At 46.8% G+C, this 21,038-nt stretch carries 15 protein-coding genes; 4 read left to right on the top strand and 11 right to left on the bottom strand.

Annotated elements, in window-relative coordinates; all coding sequences use genetic code 11:
- The first annotated feature begins 248 nt into the window (after positions 1 to 248).
- Positions 249 to 1,202 carry a calcium/sodium antiporter gene (locus tag BUA56_RS08305; protein WP_072850765.1) on the top strand — a complete coding sequence of 318 codons (954 nt, stop codon included), beginning with the start codon at positions 249 to 251 and terminating at the stop codon, positions 1,200 to 1,202.
- A 1,098-nt stretch (positions 1,203 to 2,300) separates the two neighbouring features.
- On the opposite strand, the gene BUA56_RS08300 is transcribed toward BUA56_RS08305, so the two are convergent.
- The 6 genes from BUA56_RS08300 to BUA56_RS08275 form a co-directional block, all read right to left on the bottom strand.
- Complete coding sequence (locus tag BUA56_RS08300) at positions 2,301 to 4,592, bottom strand: hydratase (RefSeq protein WP_187143899.1); 2,292 nt, start codon at positions 4,590 to 4,592, stop codon at positions 2,301 to 2,303.
- A gap of 152 nt (positions 4,593 to 4,744) precedes the next feature.
- Positions 4,745 to 5,830, bottom strand: coding sequence for a PucR family transcriptional regulator (locus tag BUA56_RS08295; protein WP_072850763.1), 1,086 nt, complete (start codon positions 5,828 to 5,830; stop codon positions 4,745 to 4,747).
- 123 nt (positions 5,831 to 5,953) lie between these two features.
- Entirely contained in the window at positions 5,954 to 7,066 is a 1,113-nt protein-coding gene (locus tag BUA56_RS08290) for an ABC transporter ATP-binding protein (RefSeq protein WP_072850761.1), read from the bottom strand.
- Between the two features lie 169 nt (positions 7,067 to 7,235).
- Positions 7,236 to 7,775 (bottom strand): sensor histidine kinase, encoded by a 540-nt coding sequence (locus BUA56_RS08285; protein WP_072850760.1) that lies wholly within the window; start codon positions 7,773 to 7,775, stop codon positions 7,236 to 7,238.
- Positions 7,714 to 9,558: a histidine kinase dimerization/phospho-acceptor domain-containing protein gene (locus BUA56_RS08280; protein ID WP_072850758.1), complete on the bottom strand. Its 1,845-nt coding sequence runs from the start codon at positions 9,556 to 9,558 to the stop codon at positions 7,714 to 7,716. Before BUA56_RS08280 ends, BUA56_RS08285 begins: the two co-directional genes overlap by 62 nt.
- A gap of 15 nt (positions 9,559 to 9,573) precedes the next feature.
- Positions 9,574 to 10,266, bottom strand: a complete 693-nt coding sequence (locus BUA56_RS08275; protein WP_072850756.1) for a response regulator transcription factor — start codon at positions 10,264 to 10,266, stop codon at positions 9,574 to 9,576.
- 267 nt (positions 10,267 to 10,533) lie between these two features.
- On the opposite strand from BUA56_RS08275, the gene BUA56_RS08270 reads away from it, so the two are divergent.
- From BUA56_RS08270 to BUA56_RS08260, 3 genes are read left to right on the top strand one after another with little or no spacing between them, the layout of a single operon-like run.
- Positions 10,534 to 11,976 (top strand): extracellular solute-binding protein, encoded by a 1,443-nt coding sequence (locus tag BUA56_RS08270; protein WP_072850754.1) that lies wholly within the window; start codon positions 10,534 to 10,536, stop codon positions 11,974 to 11,976.
- A 23-nt stretch (positions 11,977 to 11,999) separates the two neighbouring features.
- The gene (locus tag BUA56_RS08265) at positions 12,000 to 15,032 is read left to right on the top strand and encodes a bifunctional diguanylate cyclase/phosphodiesterase (protein WP_072850753.1); all 3,033 of its coding nucleotides are present in this window, start codon (positions 12,000 to 12,002) and stop codon (positions 15,030 to 15,032) included.
- A gap of 12 nt (positions 15,033 to 15,044) precedes the next feature.
- Positions 15,045 to 15,311, top strand: coding sequence for a hypothetical protein (locus BUA56_RS08260; RefSeq protein ID WP_072850751.1), 267 nt, complete (start codon positions 15,045 to 15,047; stop codon positions 15,309 to 15,311).
- A gap of 95 nt (positions 15,312 to 15,406) precedes the next feature.
- Here BUA56_RS08260 and BUA56_RS08255 read toward each other — a convergent pair whose 3' ends face one another.
- From BUA56_RS08255 to BUA56_RS08235, 5 genes are all read right to left on the bottom strand, one after another.
- Positions 15,407 to 16,756 carry a glucose-6-phosphate isomerase gene (locus BUA56_RS08255; RefSeq protein ID WP_072850749.1) on the bottom strand — a complete coding sequence of 450 codons (1,350 nt, stop codon included), beginning with the start codon at positions 16,754 to 16,756 and terminating at the stop codon, positions 15,407 to 15,409.
- Positions 16,757 to 16,836: 80 nt separating this feature from the next.
- Positions 16,837 to 17,631: a hypothetical protein gene (locus BUA56_RS08250; RefSeq protein WP_139249477.1), complete on the bottom strand. Its 795-nt coding sequence runs from the start codon at positions 17,629 to 17,631 to the stop codon at positions 16,837 to 16,839.
- Positions 17,632 to 17,762: 131 nt separating this feature from the next.
- Positions 17,763 to 18,461 carry a 5'-methylthioadenosine/adenosylhomocysteine nucleosidase gene (locus BUA56_RS08245; RefSeq protein ID WP_072850745.1) on the bottom strand — a complete coding sequence of 233 codons (699 nt, stop codon included), beginning with the start codon at positions 18,459 to 18,461 and terminating at the stop codon, positions 17,763 to 17,765.
- Positions 18,462 to 18,597: 136 nt separating this feature from the next.
- The gene (locus BUA56_RS08240) at positions 18,598 to 19,992 is read right to left on the bottom strand and encodes a trimethylamine methyltransferase family protein (RefSeq protein WP_072850744.1); all 1,395 of its coding nucleotides are present in this window, start codon (positions 19,990 to 19,992) and stop codon (positions 18,598 to 18,600) included.
- Entirely contained in the window at positions 19,989 to 21,038 is a 1,050-nt protein-coding gene (locus BUA56_RS08235; protein ID WP_072850742.1) for an SIS domain-containing protein, read from the bottom strand. The genes BUA56_RS08240 and BUA56_RS08235 overlap by 4 nt, the downstream gene beginning before the upstream one ends.

The raw sequence follows: 21,038 nt of genomic DNA, 5'->3' as shown, positions 1-21,038 counted from the left end.
GTCTTAGACTCTCTTCGCGACGGAGGTGTCCCCGGAACTTAAGCCTCCCTCCCGCCCGAACCAGCCAGCCCGCCGCCGCGGGATTCCTCTCACCGTCTCCCTGCCACCCACACCTGCCGTCTTGAATACTCCTGAGCCGATGTTCAAGTTACACTGCTAAATCCCAAGTTGCCGCAACCACCTTGACAACTTTTCCCAAATATTGCATACTTGAATTTGCACCATAATTCACCAAAGGAGATCTCAATATGCTAATGTACCTATGGCTTATCGTTGGTTTTGTATTCTTAATTAAAGGCGCTGACTTTTTCGTAGAAGGCTCCTCCAGCGTTGCTAAGCTTTTAAAAATACCTACTATAATAATTGGGCTTACTATCGTTGCTTTCGGGACCAGTATGCCGGAGGCTTCTGTGAGTATTACTGCTGCCATGGCCGGAAAGAATGAGCTTTCGCTCAGCAATGTTATCGGCTCTAACATCTTTAATCTTCTTGTGGTAGCAGGAGCCAGTGCCGTACTGCGGCCCATTCATGTGGAGAATTCCGTATTGAAAAAGGACTTCCCTTTTTCAATCTTTATAACCCTTGTTGTTCTTATCATGTGTATTCCCGGCAAGTTTCACGGCAGTAAACTTTCCGTTTTGACTCAGACAGAAGGGGTAATCCTGCTTCTGCTTTTTGCATTTTATCTCTACTGGACCGTACGCCATGCCCTAAGGGCACGGCAGTGGATGGCTGAGGATTCTGAACCCAGGATCCTGTCCCCGCTCTGGACAATACTGTATATTATCCTGGGACTGGCCGGCATTATCTGGGGAGGCAATCTTGTGGTAGACAGTGCTACCGACATTGCCCAGGCCTTTGGACTCAGCGAGACCTTTATCGGCCTGACTATTGTAGCCCTGGGTACATCTCTTCCGGAGCTGGTTACCTCTATTGTTGCTGCCCGCAAAGGAGAAAGTGATATTGCTATGGGCAATGTCATTGGGTCTAATATTTTTAATCTGCTTTTAGTGCTTGGCGCGTCCTGCACTCTGCACCCAGTGGCTGTCAACCTGTTTTCCGTGTATGACATTATTGTTTTGATGGCCGTAAGTATTTTCACATATATTTTTGCCCTCCATAAGAAAACTTTGAGCAAAAAAGAAGGAGCACTTATGCTCCCTATGTACCTGGCCTTTTTCTGTTTTATTTCCTTTCGGTAGATGCAAAAGTTGAACAAATTCGAACAACCGCCATATCCTCTTATTTTCAGATACAACGGTTGTTCTAATGTTCTTCTTTATTCAATTTTCTACTTTCCTTTTCTTTTTAGTCTATGAATAAGTTTCTTTGATATTAATTAGTTACTATCAACAGTTACACTATAGTTACTAATTATCTATATCAATTCACATTTCGTGTTCCCCTGCTATAAATCACTGAGATTTATTGAAAGTTTTGTATCAATTATCTATACGAGCTAATTCGATATAAATAGGATAATATAAAGTTTCCAATTTATAAATCACGCATTATAAATCTTCCAAATGCTTATTTATATAATTTCATTCGATATAGGAACTTGTTACCAAATGGATATCAACCTCTTTTTCTATTATACCTTCATTTATTATATAAACATCACATTTTTTTAAAATATATTTCTTCACATATATTTTAAAACCTTTATACTATTTTTGTGGTAATTATTCAATATGAGGACTCTTTGATACATTACCTGATACGCTTTTCCTACTTCATTATCTTTTATGAGGATTTCTCTTTTTTCTTTCTATATACCAGGTCTTTCTACAGGGAATTAAGCCTTACCACTCTCATATTGATTATAAGATTCATTCATTCCCAATGGACTAATCCTCCTTTACTATTTCTATTCAAATATTACTTTTTTTCCTCCACATCCTTTCCTGATTTCTTTTTCTTTTGTTCTTATCTTGTACTCTCAATACACATAAAGTTCAAAGTACTTTGAAATCTTTTAGATGCTTTGTTTCATCTTTCTAATAAGATTTATCTTCTCTTGTCAGAAAATGAATATGAAGTAATATTTTCTCTTTAGTTGTTTTGTATCTCTCTTGTTTATGTATTTATAATAGCAGAGAGGGCTGTATTTGTCAATATACTTTTTAAAAAAGTTTATGTTTTTTTATAATGATATTTTAACTAATTTTTACACAGTTTATTTTCTAAATTTTCAAGAATTGCATTTGCAATTTTGACAAGTTAAATATATTCAGACAAAGAAAGGCCGGGGGCATGCTTTCGCTCTCCCGGCCATTTTCTCTCAGTAAGTTCCGCGGTTATCCTCTGCGGTTATAGTTAATCAGACATCCCTTCAGGATAATCTCTCTCTCATCATCGGTAAGCTCACCTAATGTAAGGGTAAAAGGAGTTAATCCTTCTCCTACCGCATATGCGGTAATCTCAGGCACCTTATTCTCTACTGCTGATTTGATGCCCGGCACCAGAATATAGCTGCCGTTGGCAAAGGGCAGTTCCCCTTCCTGAATCAGGAAAGGAAGCATTCCCCAGTTAATCAGGTTAGAGCGATATCTCTTTGTGGCATATTCATTGGCAATGTTGGCCCATCCGCCCAGCACCTTCTGGCAGGAAGCAGCTTGTTCTCTGGCCGATCCGTCACCAGGCTTTACGGCAAAAATGGTACTTCCCACCCCGATATTTCCCTTTCCTATCTCAGGATACTGGGCCTGGATAGTCTCCATAACTGGCTTCAGCTCCGGCAGAGCTTCCAGCGGACATGTACCGGCCTCAATCGCCTTCTGTGCTTTTTGTACTTCTTTGGCTTTTCCCACGTAAGCAGGATCCTTTCTGGAAAGGGTGAACTCAGCCAGTCCCAGAGGATTGGAACGGTAGGATGAAGTCTCACCTGAGGGAATGAGTTCATCTGTTGTTGTGACAGGATCGTGGATCTCCGATACTACCTTTAAAATCAGATTCTCTGCCAGAGGGGACATTTGGGGCCAGTCTTTGATGTTAGGACCAAACTGAATCTCCACATTGGGATCAGCCACCCCTTTGCTGTCAAATACCCGGTTGTCATATATTGTTTTATCAAAATGATACTGTGGTTTTCGGTAGCTGCCTGCGTATTCGGTAGCTGCTGTGAGATATCCCTTATTGGCTGCGGTGGCGGCAATGGAGCGGGCATCCATAAGTGCAACGGAAGAAATCTGTCCATTCTGGATCTTAGAGCCCTCTCTGTTGGGGAAGTTTCTGGTGGAATGACGGATACTGAAGGCGTTGTTGGCAGGCGTATCGCCGGCTCCGAAACAAGGCCCGCAGAATGCCGTTTTCACAATGGCCCCCGTCTCAATCAAGGTCGCCAGAGTGCCGTTTTTCGCAAGCTCCATATAGATTGGCGTGCTGGCAGGATATACGCTTAAGGTAAAGGCATCTGCCCCAATGCTGGCGCCTTTGAGAATATCCGCGGCATCACAGATGTTCTCGAAGCCTCCGCCTGCACAGCCTGCGATAATTCCCTGTTCTACATACAGTCTGCCGTCTCTGACCTTATCTTTTAAGGTAAACGGCACCTTTCCGTCCAGGCTTACCTGCGCTTTTTTCTCCACATCATCCAGGATATCCATCAGATTGGCATTCAGTTCATCAATGGTATAGGTGTTGCTCGGGTGGAAGGGCATAGCAATCATAGGACGGATCTTGCCCAGATCCACGTAAACCATACCATCATAATACGCCACCGCACCCGGTGCCAGCTCCTTGTATTCCTCCGGCCTCTTGTGGATCTCATAGAATTCCCTTATTGCATCATCTGTCTTCCAGATAGAAGAGAGACATGTAGTCTCTGTTGTCATAACATCAACACCGATTCTGAAATCTGCACTGAGTTTCTCAACCCCGGGGCCTACAAACTCCATAACTTTATTCTTTACGTACCCGTTGGCAAATACTGCGCCGATAATCGCCAGAGCCACATCCTGAGGACCTACGCCCGGGATGGGTTCCCCTGTAAGATAAACGCCCACAACCCCAGGCATAGTAATGTCATAGGTCTGTCCCAAAAGCTGCTTAACCAATTCCGGGCCGCCTTCACCCATGGCCATGGTTCCAAGAGCGCCGTAGCGGGTATGGCTGTCAGATCCCAGGATCATCTTTCCCCCTCCGGCCAGCATCTCACGGGCAAACTGGTGAATCACCGCCTGGTGGGGAGGCACGTAAACACCTCCGTATTTCTTTGCACAGGTCAGACCAAACATGTGATCGTCCTCGTTGATTGTTCCTCCCACTGCGCACAGAGAATTGTGACAGTTTGTCAGCACATAAGGTACAGGAAACTTTTCCAGCCCTGAAGCCCTGGCGGTCTGGATAATCCCCACAAAGGTAATATCGTGGGAGGTCAGCTTATCAAATTTGACGGTAAGCTTCTCCATATTGCCGGAGGTATTATGTTCCTTCAGAATCCCGTAGGCAATGGTATTCCTGGCTGCTTCCTCTTTTGTCGGCGCCTGTCCGCCCAGCTTGCTTTTTAAGGCTGCCTGCGCATCGCCGGTATCCGGAATAATCTCCGTTCCGTTTACCAGATAAGCACCAGTGTCGTATAATTGTATCATACTGCTTGTCCTCCTGATTTTTCTTTATTTTCTAAGCATTTTATACCTCACTAGGCAGTGTGCGTCCTGGGTATCCCCTTTGCACCCGGAAGTACCGTATATACGGCCTGGGCCTGCAGCAAGGTATGCTGTGAAAAACAATTTTCAAGTGATTACCCCTGGTTCTTTAAGAACTCCATATAGCTGGTTACCATGAGGGCGATCTTAAAGGTCAGAGCATCCTCAAATACCCTCACATCCAGCCCGGTGCTCTTCTGAATCTTTTCCAGGCGGTACACCAGTGTATTCCTGTGCAGGAACAGCTGGCGGGATGTCTCGGAGATGTTCAGACTGTTGTCAAAAAACTTGTTAATGGTAATCAGTGTCTCATCGTCCAGGCATTCCGGCAGTTTGCCCCCAAACACCTCTTTGATAAACATCTCGCACAGAGGCAGGGGCAGCTGGTATATCAGCCGTCCGATCCCAAGATTGTTATACCCAATAATTGTTTTCTCCGCATAAAATATCTTTCCTACATCCAGAGCCATCTTGGCCTCTTTGTAAGAGCGGGAGACATCTCTGATCTCATGCACAATATTGCCGTAGGCTACCCGTACCTGAGACATAGCCTCTGCATTGAGCATGTCTACGATCATATGAGAGACCTTTTCCACGCTTTCATAGGAATCGCTTTCCTCCAGCTCCCGGACAAGAATTATGTTCTTCTCGTCAATGGCAGTTATAAAGTCATTCACTCTGCCCAGGAAAAGATTCTTCAGCGTTTCCATCGCGCTCTGATCTTTTTCGTACTTTGTCTCTATGATGAGAACGACTCGCTTAGCCTCCACTGCAATGTGCAGCTTTTTGGCTCTGTTATATACATCCACTAACAATAAATTATCCAGAATCAGGTTCTGGATGAAATTAGACTTATCAAATCTTTCTTTATAAGCAATAATCAGATTCTGGATACTGCTTACGGCTACCCTGCCTATCATATAGGCATCGTCGCTGCTGCCTCTGGCAACTAATACATATTCGACCATTTGGTTATCGTATATCTTAAAAAAATGATATCCCTGTATGACCTGGCTGTCAGCCATTGATTCCACAAATTCGCGGACATCTACTGCTGCCATATCATCGTCCGGAAACGTAGCGGCCACAGTCTTACCATCCACATCCATTACACACAGATCAATTCTTGTGATTGCTCTCAATTCCTCCAGAGTCTTTTGAATTACTTGACTTGATATCATGGAATCCCATCCTTTCAGTAATTAGACTTTTATGCTAATAATATATATCATTTTTCTCAATTGCGCAAGAATAAACCGCCGCACTGCGTAACGCAAGTGCGGCGGCCTACACGGCTTCTGTTATTAATTGGTAATAACCAGCTCTGTTTCTTTATCAAAAATATGAACTTTTTCCATATCCAGTGCAAATTTAACGGTATCGCCCGTTCTCGCTGTGGTACGGGGATCCACTCTGGCTGTCATAGGGAAGCCCTCTACATCAAAGTATAAGTATACTTCTGCACCCAGAAGCTCATACACTTTAATGGTAGACTCAACCACACTGTTAGGTGACATTTCAATAAAGCTTTCGGAATCATGTACATTCTCAGGACGGATACCCATAACAACGGTCTTTCCGTCATATCCTCCGTCAATGAGTGCTTTTGCCTTAGAAGCAGGCAGTTTCACGGTTGTGCTTCCAACCTTGATGGAAACTTCATTTCCATTTACAGAAACCACTCCATCCATGAAGTTCATCTGCGGAGATCCGATGAAACCGGCAACGAATAAGTTGCATGGAGCATTATATAAATTCTGAGGGGTATCCACCTGCTGTACCACACCGTCTTTCATTACTACGATTCTGGTACCCAGGGTCATAGCCTCTGTCTGGTCATGGGTTACATAGATAATGGTCGCGCCTAATCTCTCGTGAAGCTTGGAAATCTCAATACGCATCTGCACTCTCAGCTTAGCGTCCAGGTTTGATAAAGGCTCATCCATAAGGAATACTTTAGGCTCACGCACAATGGCACGTCCCATAGCAACACGCTGTCTCTGGCCTCCGGAAAGAGCTTTGGGCTTACGGTCTAACAGTTTCTCCAGATCCAAAATTCTTGCGGCTTCTTTCACCATCTTGTCGATCTGATCCTTGGGCACTTTTCTGAGCTTCAGTCCAAATGCCATGTTATCATAAACTGTCATATGAGGATACAGAGCATAGTTCTGGAATACCATTGCAATATCCCTGTCTTTGGGCTCTACATCATTCACTACCTTATCCCCTATCTTCAGCGTACCGCCTGAGATCTCTTCCAGACCGGCGATCATACGAAGGGTAGTGGACTTACCGCATCCTGAAGGTCCTACAAAGATGATAAATTCTTTATCTTCAATCTCCAGATTAAAGTCTTTTACCGCCTCGAATCCGTTGGGATACGTCTTGTTGATATGTTGTAAGGATAAACTTGCCATTTTAAACTCCTCCTAGCTTTCGGTTCGTTGTATTCATTAACTGTACCTAGTATAACACTATGTTCCGAATTCATACCATGGTTCAAATACACAAAGATTCCCGCTTGTCCTTGTCAAGATTACGGTTGGATTGTCACTTTAACGAATTCCATATAAAATACTGTACAATTTACACAATACCGCTGTCACTGCCGATAACTGTGCCCTCCAGGTTCTCCCTTAGAACCTGGAAGCCTACGGTAACTTTAAAAAGATCTCCGTCCAGGTATATGTCAAAGGTACCTCCCTGAAGCTCTGTCAGGCTTCTGGCAATGGACAGGCCCAGACCGCTGCCCTCAGTGCTCCTGGAGATATCTCCCCGTATAAACCGCTCGGTCAGTTCACTGGCCTGTATATTCAGGGACTGCTGAGAGATATTCTTTACACTGCAGTATACCCATCCCATTTTAATGCCTACGTCCACATACACCCGGGTATCCTCCAGGGCGTATTTGCCCACATTGCCAAACAGATTCTCGATCACCCGGAAGAGTCTCCGTCCGTCCGCCATAATAATTGTGGATTCCTTGGTGACATTCATAACCAGCTCCAGCCCCCGCTCCTGGAACTTCTCTATAAATTCCCCGCTGATCTGATTCAGCAGTTCTTTAAAGTCCAGCCTTGTGCACTCCAGTTCCACATTGCCCGAACTGATTCTGGATGCTTCCACCAGATCTTCCGTCAGCTGTTTTAGTCTCTGGGATTTGGTGTCCAGAATATCTATAATAATTCTTTACTTTGGGATCCTCTATTTTTTCCCGTTTCAACAGCCCCACATAGTTTACGATGGAGGTGAGAGGTGTCTTAATGTCATGGGACACATTCGTGATAAGCTCCGTCTTAAGACGTTCGTTTTTTATACTCTGGCTGACAGCTTCCTGCAGTCCGCTTCCTATATCATTAACTGCTTCGGCGATCTCCCTGTTCACTCCGCGGATTTCTTTCACGGGAAGCTGATAGTCTGACTCACCCTCTGCAATCTTCTGCACTCCCGCCAGAACCTTCTGCTGTTCCGCAGCCTCTCTGAGCATATGATAGCAGGCATAGATATTCCAGGGAACGCATAAAATGATTCCCGGAGTGCCAAACAGCAGCAGAACAATATTTACCAAAAGATAGATGAGAAAGGTCAGAAGCACACGGTTTCGTATCTTTCTTTTTTTCTGGAGCCTGCCCAGGGTTCCTATCAGGTATTTGCAGGCACTGTTCTCCCAGAGAATTCTTCCCTTCCCCCTTCTCACAAAGCTTAACAGCTCAGTGATCAGCAGCGCAGATACAAAGAATGCTGCTGCCGCCGTGATCCCTATGGTAATCTCCGGACTCAGATCTGCAATCCAAACCATCCCAAGCCCCGCTGCGCCGGCTCCTCCGGTTATGAGAAAGAGCAGAAGGAGCACCTCGGTCTTCATGCTGTCAATGGGATAGAAAACTACCCGGTCTTCCCCGGGAATCCGCCCGGTAAGGGCACAGAGGATACAGAAGCTCAGGAGTATAATCAGGCCGGATACCAGCATGTTCCAGAAGGAGGCACGCACCCACGGACCCCATTTGTCAAAGATTTCCTTCCCCTCTCTGAGCCTGTCATTGGCAGAGAAAGAGGTATCCACGCTAATCCTGACTGTATAGACACAGTTCCCCATCAGATCGTGTCCCATCTCCCGGATAAGAACATTCCTCTGTTTATCTGAAAACTTAAAATTCGTGTCAAGTTCGTAGCTGCCTGTCTTAAAATAAATATAGTATTTGCCGTGTTCCAGATCTTCTTCTATATTCTCTGTATTTTTATATACGCTGCCTGTATTTAAGTTTGTCACCTGATACTTCAGATTGCATTCCCCGGACTCAAAGGTATTCTTAAGCGTGGCATATCTGGTAATATCTCTGTCGATCCTCTTTAGCACGCCGGCCAGATAGACCCTCCACTGATCCCCGTCCATATGCCGGATGTTTTTATCCGACTCCGCCATCTCATCGATCCCGTCAAACCCAATAGGGGCAACCCGCTCGATAAATTCTCCTGCTCCCTCAGTATTCAGGGTGCCGTCTTCCTGCTGGACGTCATTGAGCCACTTTACATAGGATGCGTCAATCTCTACCCAGGTATGGAGATCTCCCAGACGGTATGCCAGTCCGTTAACCACCTCCCCGGAAACCAGCCCGTTATTGGCATAATCATAGATGTCAATGATTTTCTCTGCATCATAGACACCGTCTGTCTCAAAATTTTCCTTCAGTTTGATAAATTCTGCCAGGGATCCCGTCATCCTGCTCACATCAGTGATAAACTGTGAGGTCTGCGTGTAATCCTTCGCCTTATAATTATCCCAGCCGTCCTCCTTCCATGCCTGCCCGACCACGCTGATGGATATGGCAATGCTTAAAACTACAACCTCCACGCATACCAAAAGGCTGAAAAACACATTTAATCTGGGAATACGCTTTAAACTCTCCATATCCTTTCCTTCCTGCTACAGCTTTTCAACCTTATACCCAATTCCCCAGACCACTTTAAGGTAGCGGGGTTCTTTGGGGTTAATCTCTATCTTCTCACGAATGTGCCGGATGTGTACCGCCACTGTATTATCCGCACCGATTGCTTCCTCATTCCATATATTTTCATAAATCTGCTCAATGGAGAATACTTTTCCGCAGTTTTTCAAAAGAAACAACAGAATATTATACTCTATGGGCGTCAGCTTTACCACTTCGTCATCCACGGTCACTTCTTTCAAATCGTCATTCACGGAAAGCCCCCCTGACTGGTATACATTGGTGCTTTCCCCGTGGAGTGTGCCCAGCTTTGTGTACCTGCGCAGCTGGGATTTGACTCTGGCCACCAGTTCCAGGGGATTAAAGGGCTTGCTCACATAATCATCCGCCCCTATATTAAGCCCCAGTATCTTATCGGAATCCTCCGTCTTGGCTGAGAGTATAATAATGGGGATTCCGCTGGTCTCCCTGATTTTAAGTGTGGCACGGATACCGTCCAGCCTCGGCATCATAACATCCATAATGAGAAGGTGCACTTCTTCCCTCCCCAGGACCTCCAGCGCCTGCTCCCCGTCATAGGCCTTTAATACTTTGTACCCTTCCTGGGTAAGATAAATCTCTATTGCCTCTACTATTTCCTTATCATCGTCACAAACTAAAACCTGAAACATTGTTTTTCACCCTCCTTTTTTCTTTCGTATAACCCCTTATTTCCAGTAATTCTGTCTTTGGGGTACGGCTCAGACCGTACGCCGCACTGAAGCATACAGCAACAGATGCCCCAGAGCATATGATGCATACACTGTTAGCCTACCATAAATGTTGATAATTTTCCACTGGATAATTTGCAAGAATGCTTTACTTTCTGTGAAATGGAACCTATAATAATTTCTATATGAACTTACACGATCACAATTTAATTGTATGGGAGAAAAAGTATGAAGAAGAAATTATCGGCAGCCCTTGCGGCTGTTCTCAGCGTAACTATTGGCCTCACCGCCTGCAGTCAGGGTAACACAACTGCAGAGAAGGATTCGGATTCCCCGGTGTCTCTCACCATCTGGCATTATTACAACGGACTTCAGCAGTCCCAGTTTGAGACCATGGTAAGTGACTTTAACAGTACTGTGGGGGCAGAAAAAGGGATTGTTGTGGAGGCCTTCAGCCAGGGGTCCATCAATGAACTGGAAGAAAAGCTTTTGGCTTCCGCCAACAAGGAAGTAGGGGCGGAAGAACTGCCGGATATCTTCGCGTCCTATGCGGACAATGCCTACACCCTGGATCAGATGGACCTTGTTGCGGATCTTTCTCCGTATTTTACTGAGGAGGAGCTGTCCCAGTACCGGGAAGAATATATTGATGAGGGACGGTTTACCGCAGATACCTTAAAGATCTTCCCTGTTGCCAAGTCTACGGAGCTATTGTTTCTGGACAAAACAGACTGGGATAAATTTGCCGATGCCACCGGCGCTCAGCTGTCTTCTCTCTCCACTATGGACGGTTTACTCTCTACGGCTGAGGAGTACTATAACTGGACAGACAGTCTCACAGAAGAGCCGGATGACGGAAAAGCCTTTTTTGGCTGGGATTCTCTGGCCAATTATATGCTCATAGGAGCCCGCCAGATGGGCAGTACTATTTTTGATGTGCAGGATGGGGAGGTTTCCATTCACCTGGATGAGACTATTATGCGCACACTTTGGGACTCTTATTATGTACCTTATATGAAAGGTTACTTTACTGCCAACGGCCGGTTCCGCTCCGACGATATGAAGACAGGAGATCTGATCGCCTATGTGGGTTCTACCTCCAGCGCTTCTTACTTTCCGGACGAGATTACAGTAAGCGATACCGAGTCTTATCCCATTGAATGCAAAATCCTGGAAGTGCCGCAGTTTTCAGCAGATGACGCCGTATGCGTGCAGCAGGGCGCCGGAATGGTAGTTGCCAAATCCGATGAGAAGCAGGAAAAAGCCGCCACTGAATTTTTAAAATGGTTTACAGATACCGAACGTAACATGGAATTTTCCGCCACCAGTGGTTATCTGCCGGTTAAAGCAGAGGCTTACAGCTCAGAAACTGCCGCCCTCAGCAAGGGGGAGGACATGAACCCTAAAATTGAGCAGTCCATTGATGTATCTTTCCAGCAGCTCTCCCATATGACCTCCTACACAAACAGGCCCTTTGCAAATGGCACAAAAGCAAGGTATGCCTTAGAAGATTCCATCAAGGAAAAAGCTGCGGCTGACTATACCGCCATTCAGGATCTGATTGCCTCCGGTACATCCAGGGAGGAAGCAGTCAGCCAGTTTACTACGGACGATAATTTTAATACGTGGCTGAAGGGATTGTCAGACAGTCTGAACCAGCTTACAAAGTAAAAAATTATAGGCAGGAATAACTCATGAAAAAAGAAAACCATCCCGGAACTATACTGCATAAGATTATAATTCCCGTTGCTCTGGTTCTAATGCTCCAGGCTTGTTTGCTGTGCGGTATCTTATACTGGGGCGGTCCCCTGGAGGAGTCCAATAAAAACGCTTTTAACGTGATGGAAAGCCGTACCACCGGAAGGGCCAATATTCTGGAGAACAATATGGTGCAGAATTGGTCCAATCTGGCCAAATGCCAGCAGGCTCTGGCCGGCTGTGCCGAAGATGTGGCCGACTCCAGGAATATCAGCTATACGGATCTGGGGTCAGATACGGAAGCCATCTCTGATTTTTTGTGCAGTGCGTCTCAGCCTATGATCGACACCCTCCGGCAGAACGGTGTTACCGGAATCTTTGTGATCTTAAATGGTTCCGGCAGTGAGTCGGAAACGGCAGAAAAGGCCGGGTTATATCTCAGGGACTATAATCCCAACGCGGGATCTCTGGATAATACAGATCTCTTTATTGAAAAAGCTCCTGTTTCTGTGTGCAAATACCTGGGGATTCCCCTGGATATCAACTGGGGATCTCATTTTTCCCTGACAGAGACTTCTTCCTACTACTATAATCCTCTGAATGCCTATACAAGCAATCCAGCCCTGGGTACCACCAACGCAGGGTACTGGGACGGCCCCGTACAGGTCACGGAGAATGACATCAGTATACTTACATACTCCCAGCCGCTTCTTGCCTCCGACAACACCTGCTACGGTGTGCTTGGAGTCAGCATTTCTCTGGATTACCTCCGGGAAATGCTCCCCTCTGCTGAATTAAGCTCCGGCAATTCCGCCAGCTACCTTCTGGTTCAGCGGATCCACGCAGAGTCGGCCGATCCAAGGTATAAGATCATACTGTCCAGCGGCTCCTCCTCAAAGTATTACCTGGGAGATGCAGAGGAAATTACCTTTTCCTCCAAAGCAGTGTACAGCAATATCTATCCCCTGAAAAACAGCAAGGAATTTCCTAAAGACGAGACTATTTTCGGCAACATAACGCCTCTGAAGCTGTACAATACGAATACACCCTTTGTGAATCAGTCTTTGTACCTGATAGGTATCTCCGAGAAGGATCATATTCTCAGCTTTGCCGCATGGCTGAAGCACAACTGCTTTCTTCTGATACTGGTATCCCTGGCCGTAGGGATTTCTTCTGCCTTTCTTATCAGCTATCGGATCTCCACCCCGATTATCCGTCTGTACCGAAAAGTAAAGGCCAGCAGCCCCTATACGCCGGTGCAGCTGGATAAAATACAGATCAAGGAGATTGACCAGCTGGTATCTTCCATTGAAGATTTAAGCGCCTCTGTGGCCGAACAGGCTTCCAGGGTATCAAAGATACTGGATATGGCCTCTGTGCCTATCGCTGCCTTTGAGTATAAATGGGGGGAACCCACCGCTTTCTGCTCTAAGAACTTTTTTCAGATGATCGGACAGGGAGAGGCCCAGCCGGATAACTTTACCATCTCCGCAAAAAATTTTAAAGTCTTTATGGAAGATCTCAGGGAGTATATGCAGTCATACTCCACCACAGAGGGATTCGGTATCTACAGGCTCAGGGATGAGCAGGGACACCTCCACTGGTTCCGTATGCGCATTCTGGAGACCAAAGAAGCTATTACAGGAGTAATTACGGATATTACCCTTGAAATGGCTGAAAAACACCGACTGGAATATGAAAGGGATTATGATATCCTTACCGGTCTTCCCAACCGGAGAGCCTTCCTCTCCGCCATGACGGATCTCTTCTCCCGGCCGGAAGAGTTAAAATACGCTGCATTGATTATGATTGATCTGGATAACCTAAAGTATATCAACGACACCTACGGTCACGACTGGGGCGACGAATACCTGAAGTGCGCCGCCGGAGTCTTCAAGAATCTTGCAGATAAATCGGCGGTTACCGCCCGCATTTCCGGGGATGAGTTTAATGTGTTCTTTTATGGATATGACACAAAAGAACACCTGGAGGATGCAATCACTGACATGAGGTGTCTGCTCTTAGACGCCCATCTGACTGTCCCGGACGGCACCCAGTTCAAGCTGAGGGCGTCCGCCGGAATTGCCTGGTATCCGGAAAACAGCACCGTTCTGGACGAACTCATCAAATTCGCTGATTTTGCCATGTATCAGGTAAAGCACTCAGACAAGGGAAGCATCCAGGCATTTGACATGTCCAGCTATAAAAAAGAGTCCTACCTTCTCAGCGGCAAGGAGGATCTCCACCAGCTGATTGAACAGAAGCTGATCGACTATGCCTTCCAGCCTATTGTGGAGGTTGCAAGCGGAACGGTTTTGGGCTATGAAGCGCTGATGCGTCCCCAGGTGCCTTCCCTCAAGAGCCCTGTGGATGTATTAACCATCGCCCAGTCTCAGTCCATGCTTCAGCCTATAGAAGCTTTAACCTGGATGACAGCGCCGGATATTTACTTTAACAGGCACATGAAGGGCCGTGCGGATTGTCCCCTGCTTTTCATTAACTCCATCCCCAACCAGCGGCTGTCCGATTCCGAGGCCAGCGATCTGGTCAAGAGGTTCGGCAGTTGTATGGATCACATAATCCTGGAGCTTACGGAGATTGCCCAGCTGAGTCCCCTCTGTCTTGCTCACAAAAAGCAGCTCTGCCATCAGTATCATATGAGAATTGCACTGGACGACTTCGGTGCAGGGCACAACAGTGAGGGTGTTCTTCTCTCCCTGATGCCTGAATATGTAAAACTGGACATTGAACTTATACACAACATTGACACGGATAAAAACAGGCTGGACTTCCTGGAAAATCTGATTATATACTTTAAGTCTAAAAATATTAAAATTATTGCAGAAGGTGTGGAGACAAAAGAGGAACTTGAGGTCCTGGCTCTCTGCGGGGTAGATTATATACAGGGATTTTTCTTCGGAAAACCGCAGATGGTCCCAGGTTCCCCTCTTCCGGAAGCTTTAGAGACACTGGCTGCCATCCGGGATTCCCACTCATTCAGAGAACAGCGGCATGACAGCGGCAGATAAAGGAGAATTTACATGTTTCGATTAATGGGTACACTTTACAAAAATTCTAAAATACTAAAAGATACGGTCATCTGCGACGAGACAGGGAACCGGCGCACGCAGAAGGTTTTTAACAGCCTGGAAGCGATCTGCTACTCCTTTGACCTGGAAAAGCCCATCTGGCTGGAATCGAATCTTTCGGACTTTAAGAGGCACAGCAAGACCCGGTTTTATCAGGATAATTTTATTGAGGATATCGACTTTGATTATTTGGAGATACGGGTGATTGAGGAGGATTAATGCTTGAAAAAGCGCTGCCGTACAGGCCTTTGCCTATACAGCAGCGCTCTTTTTGAGCTCTTATTTGGAACTATTACTATGTCCTATCAGTTAGATTATAATCTCTTCATCAATTCTTCTCTTTCTTTCTCATAGCCCGGTTTGCCAAGAAGTGCGAACATATTTGCCTTATAGCTCTCCACGCCTGGCTGGTTAAATGGATTCACGCCTAAGAGATATCCACTTACACCGATTGCGAACTCGAAGAAGTAGAATAATTGTCCTAAGCAGTAAGCGCTCTGCTCCGGAATTTTCACCATAAGATTGGCGGTTCCGCCGTCTGTGTGGGCTAATACGGTGCCGTTCATGGCGCTTTTATTGACAAAGTCAATGGTCTTCCCCGCAAGATAGTTTAAACCGTCCAGATCTACTGGCTCCTCCTTAATTTCCATGTCAGTCTTCGGACTTTCCACTGCCAACACAGTTTCAAATAAAATCCTGGGACCATCCTGGATGCACTGTCCAAGAGAATGGAGGTCTGTGGTCAGGTCTACACTGGAAGGGAAGATGCCTCTCTGATCTTTTCCCTCGCTCTCCCCGGCCAGCTGTTTCCACCATTCGGAAATATAATGAAGGCTTGGCTCATAGTTCGCCATAATTTCAATTGTTTTACCTTTTCTAAGCATGATGTTTCGCAGGGCAGCATACTTAAGCGCATCGTTTTCTTCAAACGGCAGGTTCAATGCGCGCTCTCTCTGTTCTGCAGCTCCGTCCATCATTGCTTTAATATCCACACCGCTGGCTGCGATAGGAAGCAGTCCTACTGCGGTCATAACGGAAAAACGTCCTCCGATATCATCGGGTACTACAAATGTCTCGTAGCCCTCTTCTGCGGCAAGGCTTTTTAAAGCGCCTTTTGCCTTGTCTGTGGTAGCGTAGATTCTCTTCGCTGCCTCTTCCTTGCCATACTTCTTTTCCAGCATTTCCTTAAATACGCGGAACGCAATCGCCGGCTCTGTTGTCGTTCCGGATTTGGAAATAACATTTACGGAAAAATCTCTATCTCCAATTACATCTATAATTCCTTTCATATAGGAAGCACTGATGCAATTACCAACATAATATATTTCGGGAGTCTTACGAATCTCTTTGGACAAATTATTATAAAATGGGTGGTTTAAAAACTCATTTGCCGCTCTCGCGCCCAGGTAGGAACCGCCGATACCGATTACCAGCAGTACATCTGAGTCTTTTTGAATCTTGGCAGCCGCTTTTCCGATGCGGTCGAACTCTTCCTTGTCATAAGTAACGGGCAGGTCGATCCATCCTAAGAAATCATTTCCAAGACCTGTCCGTGACAGCAGCATGTCCTTTGCTGCATCTGCCAATTTCCCCATAACAGCTACTTCGCTTTCACTGACTACACCAGCTGTTTTAGAATAGTCAAAGGTTATCTTATTTCCCATATTCGTTTGTCTCCTTATGTTTTTTCCAAGTTTATCCTCGGTTTTTTTCCATTTAAGTTTAGCAAAATGTTATACATTTATCAAGTTAGAAATTCTTTAATCACATCCCTTACTATTTTTTCTTCCTCCTTGCTCAGAAGGTGTCCATATTTGTTATTGGTGGCAGCGCTCTCCTGGATGCCCCTGGCCAGCTGCTCCATCACTTCCTGGGAGGGGAGCTCCTTTGCCTCCTCGGCAGCGGGTTTATCGGCAGGCTGGGCCATTACTTTTCCTTTTTTCAGTTTGGAAGCCTTCCCGGTCACAGGAAGATTTCTTCCTGTCTTCCCTGCCTGGGTCTGTGAGGCAGCCTTGGAGGTTTCCATAGGTACTACTTTGTTGGTTTCGATATGTTCATTTTCCAGGTAATCAAGAAGTCCGTCTTCTATCAATTCCTCCTGGTAGGAAAAAGCCAGCAGCTGGCGGAATATGATAAGTGCAGCTATCATACCTCCCGCGGCAATCAGCGTCCCCGGCCTGCTCCAGGGATTGGCAGGTGTCCACTGCCCGCTTCTGTAGGCTTGTACCAGATCCAGACCCGCAAAGAGAATAGAAAAGACGAAAGCGTACCACATGGTTCCCTTGAGTCTGTGCAGGGATATTGGCCCTATCTTTCGTCCGTTCATCCGTTTCTTAATAAAGATAACAGGATTGTTTATCTGTGAGTGTTCCTTTAGTAACTGGTGGTAGTCCTGGCAAAACTGCTGCATCCATTTCCCCTTGGGATATGGAAGACGGGATACATCCTTTATTGTTTTTTTATAGGATATATACACCATTAACAAGCTGACAGCTCCTAATACTCCTGCACACCAGATACCGTAATAAAATAAATTCACAATGATTCCCCCTTTTGCAATTTGCAGATTTTGTACGGTTCCATTATAGGTCACCCGGGGGAATTTGGAAAGCAAAATCGGTCGACAAATTCTCTGGTTTCTTGCGGCAACAGAATGCGACAAAAGGCGCTTTACAGCCTGCCCACCATATTTTCCACCAGCCGTACGCTGTGTACTATAGCCTGCTTCTCGAAGGCACCGTAATCCATGCTGGCGCTGTTGTCTGCCTTATCAGAGATTGCGCGGAAGATCACAAAGGGAATCCCGTTCAGATATGCGGCCTGTGCAATTGCAGCCCCTTCCATCTCCGTGCAGCAGCCCCGGAAGTTCTCTGTGAGAAACACCTTTTTCTCATTGTCTGAGATGAACTGATCGCCGCTCACAATTCTTCCGGGGATTGCCTTTATCTCCGGGTTAGCCTCCCGGCATGCGGCAAGTCCTGCTTCTGCCAGTGCTTTATCCGCCGGAAAAGCCAGGGTGTCCATCCTGGGAATCTGGCCCAGAGGATAACCAAAAACAGACGCGTCCACATCATGCTGGAGCGCGTCTGTTGAGATCACCATATCTCCTATATTCAGATCCTTGTCTAAAGCTCCTGCAATTCCCGTATTCATCACAGCTTCCACCTGAAAATCATCTGCCAGGATCTGTGTGCACAGCGCCGCGTTTACTTTTCCGATCCCGGAGCGCACCACTACTACATCCTTTCCGTTTAGTTTTCCCTGGTGGAACTCCATTTGGGCTTTTACAGTTACCTTTGTATCCGTCATTTTTTCTTTCAGAGCAGCTACCTCTTCCTCCATGGCCCCGATAATTCCAATATGGTTCATATGCATTCTCCTTTTTACACTGATTCTTTTGGTCTGTCTATAACGATCTGCATTATTATAGCAGATTCTAACCAGTTGTACCAGGGGAGAATCCTTCATTGCACAGAAAAGGGGAGCAAGCCGGACAGCCCCCCAATCATTTGGTTTGTCTCAGTGCAGCCTGGAATATCTTATCCAGCTCTGCCTTCTTCCAGTCCTCCAGAACATACTCCACGGGCTGCCCCTGGATCTCACGGTAAATTTCTTTTAAGCTGTCCCTGGCTGTTTTCTGTCCATCCAGCATCCATCTCTGCATGTTATCCTTTGGGGAAAACAGAGATGCATCCAGATATTCTCTGTACTCATCCAGAGAACGGTCACTGCAGACAAACCCTGAGGCGATCCCTTCCTCAATCTCGTCCAGAAGGGTATCCTCCACCTCATCCTCAGGAATGCCGTCCAGAATCTTCTGTGCAAAGGTAATTGCCTCCAGATCCTGAATCATCTGCAGAGGATCAAAAAGCTCATCCAGACTCTGGGTACCCACACAGTAGAATCTCCGGGCGCCGTCCAATGCCCCGGCCATAATCATCATTCCTTTTTCCATGGCTGTCCTTCCGTCCGGCTCCTTTCCCCAGGTATGGATATTGGTGCTGGAATAATCCGGTTCTTCCCCTCTGATGTAGGCCGTCAGCTCTGCAGCCGCCTGTTCGTAGAGAAACTTCTCAGGGGTTCCGAAGGCAATGTTAAAGTACTTAAAGTCAAAGGGAAAAAGATTTGGCTTTATCTCGCCCTGCAGACCCGTGAGCAGTTCCACCAGCACCGCGCCCCCTGCTACCTCGGCCAGCACAACCGAAAGGCCCATGGACAGGTTCATGGGCGTGGTAACTCCCATATTCGGCATGGAAAAGGTATAAAAAGAGCTCAGCCGAAAGCTGTACTTACGCACAATGTCAAAGGCATCCCCTCCCAGAGTCAGAGGACTTATCATGTATACCGGAAGATGGGTCATTTCCTGGCCCATTACCCGGGTCATCTCAAACATATATTCCGCGGCCTCTACAGAATCCGGAGCTGCCGGCCAGCACCCCGAGCAATGTTCAGCCGCAGTCTGGTACCTGGCCAGGGAGGACAGCTGTGCCGGTACATCCGTTGGGTAGCCTGGGATCACGGGATTCATGGGGTATATTCTGTGTGCCTTTTCCACAAAGGCTGCATATTCACCCAGCTTTTGCCGGTTGAATTCCAGGATCCGGCCTGTGTCCGGGTCACGGTAATGATAGGTATACAGACTGGCCTCCCCGTGGAGCCTGCTTCCGTGTTTGTCCGGGGGGATTTTCTTCCCTTTTTGGCGGAGGAGAAATTCCCGGTATGCCGTTTCCCGGATCAATGCCCTGTCTCCCTGCACCTCAATGCCTTCCTTATGCTTCAGCTCCTCAAGGGCCTGGGGATCTGTCACTTTAATCCCTGTATGTGCAAGAATCCTTCCTGCGCCTTCTATGATACACTCCGCCCTCTTAGAGGAGAGATGTCTTCCTTTCTGTAATCTCATGCTTTTTCTCCCTTTTTATAGTCTCCCACTACCTTGGAGAGATAGCGGAACCCGTCTACATCCAGTCCTTTTTTGTCTGCCACCCGCTCTGCCAGTAGCTGGAGGGGAATCAGCAGGGCTGCCGGCGACAGGCACTCTTCCCTGGATTTTGCCACAGGAATCACATGCTCCGGGGGGATACATCCGTCTATAGGCGTATCTGTAACAAGGGTAACTGCAACCCCGGCATTTTGCAGGTATTCTCCGTGTTCCAGCGCAGTCCGGGTATACTCCTCCCCGGAGGCAAGGAGTACTGCGGGCAGTCCCTCTTCTATTACCTCAACGGTTCCGTGCCGGAAGTCTGAAACACTGGATCCCGAGGTATGGATAAAGGTCTTTTCCTTCATCATCAGGGCCCCTTCTATGGCTGTGGCTGCATTTGCCCCCATGCCCAGCAGATAGAGATTCATACAGGGGAGCAGGGCATCTGCCAGGCGCTCCAGCGCCTCCGGGCAAAGCGTCAGGGTGCTGCGGATAGTATCCGGGATTTCAAGAAATGCCTCCTTAAGCTCCGGCCGGTAACCGGCTGCTATGATGGATAAAATCAGAAATGATGCCATATTGGTCTTAGTGGCGGAGCTTATCTCCCGTCCGCTGTGCAGAAGCATAACCTCTGAGGCATTCTCTGCCAGAGTTGAACCGGGATCATTGGTGATTCCCCAGAATGCTATTCCTCTTTCTTTCAGCTCCTTTCCCACCACCTTTGTCTCGTAGCTTTCCCCGGACTGGGAGATAAAGATGACAAGTGTGTCTTTGTCAATGGACGGCAGCAGATAGTGCAGTTCATCTGACTGGATAATCTGGGGCTTCAGGCTGCAGTACTTTAGGAATGCATACCTGGCCATATGGCACGCATAGAGAGACGCACCTATCCCTGTAAGCACCAGCTGCTTTTTTCCCTGAAGCAAGTCTCTGAAATATTCCCCTTTCGGCAGGTATGCGTCCAGGATCTTCTGCGCCACCTCCGGCTGATCCTGGATCTCCTGCCACATTGCTGTATGTTTCAT

The sequence above is a fragment of the Lactonifactor longoviformis DSM 17459 genome (genome assembly GCF_900129135.1).
Classification (GTDB): Bacteria; Bacillota; Clostridia; order Lachnospirales; family Lachnospiraceae; genus Lactonifactor; species Lactonifactor longoviformis.
Note: the sequence above shows the minus strand (reverse complement) of the source record. Positions and strands in the feature narration are given on the sequence as shown.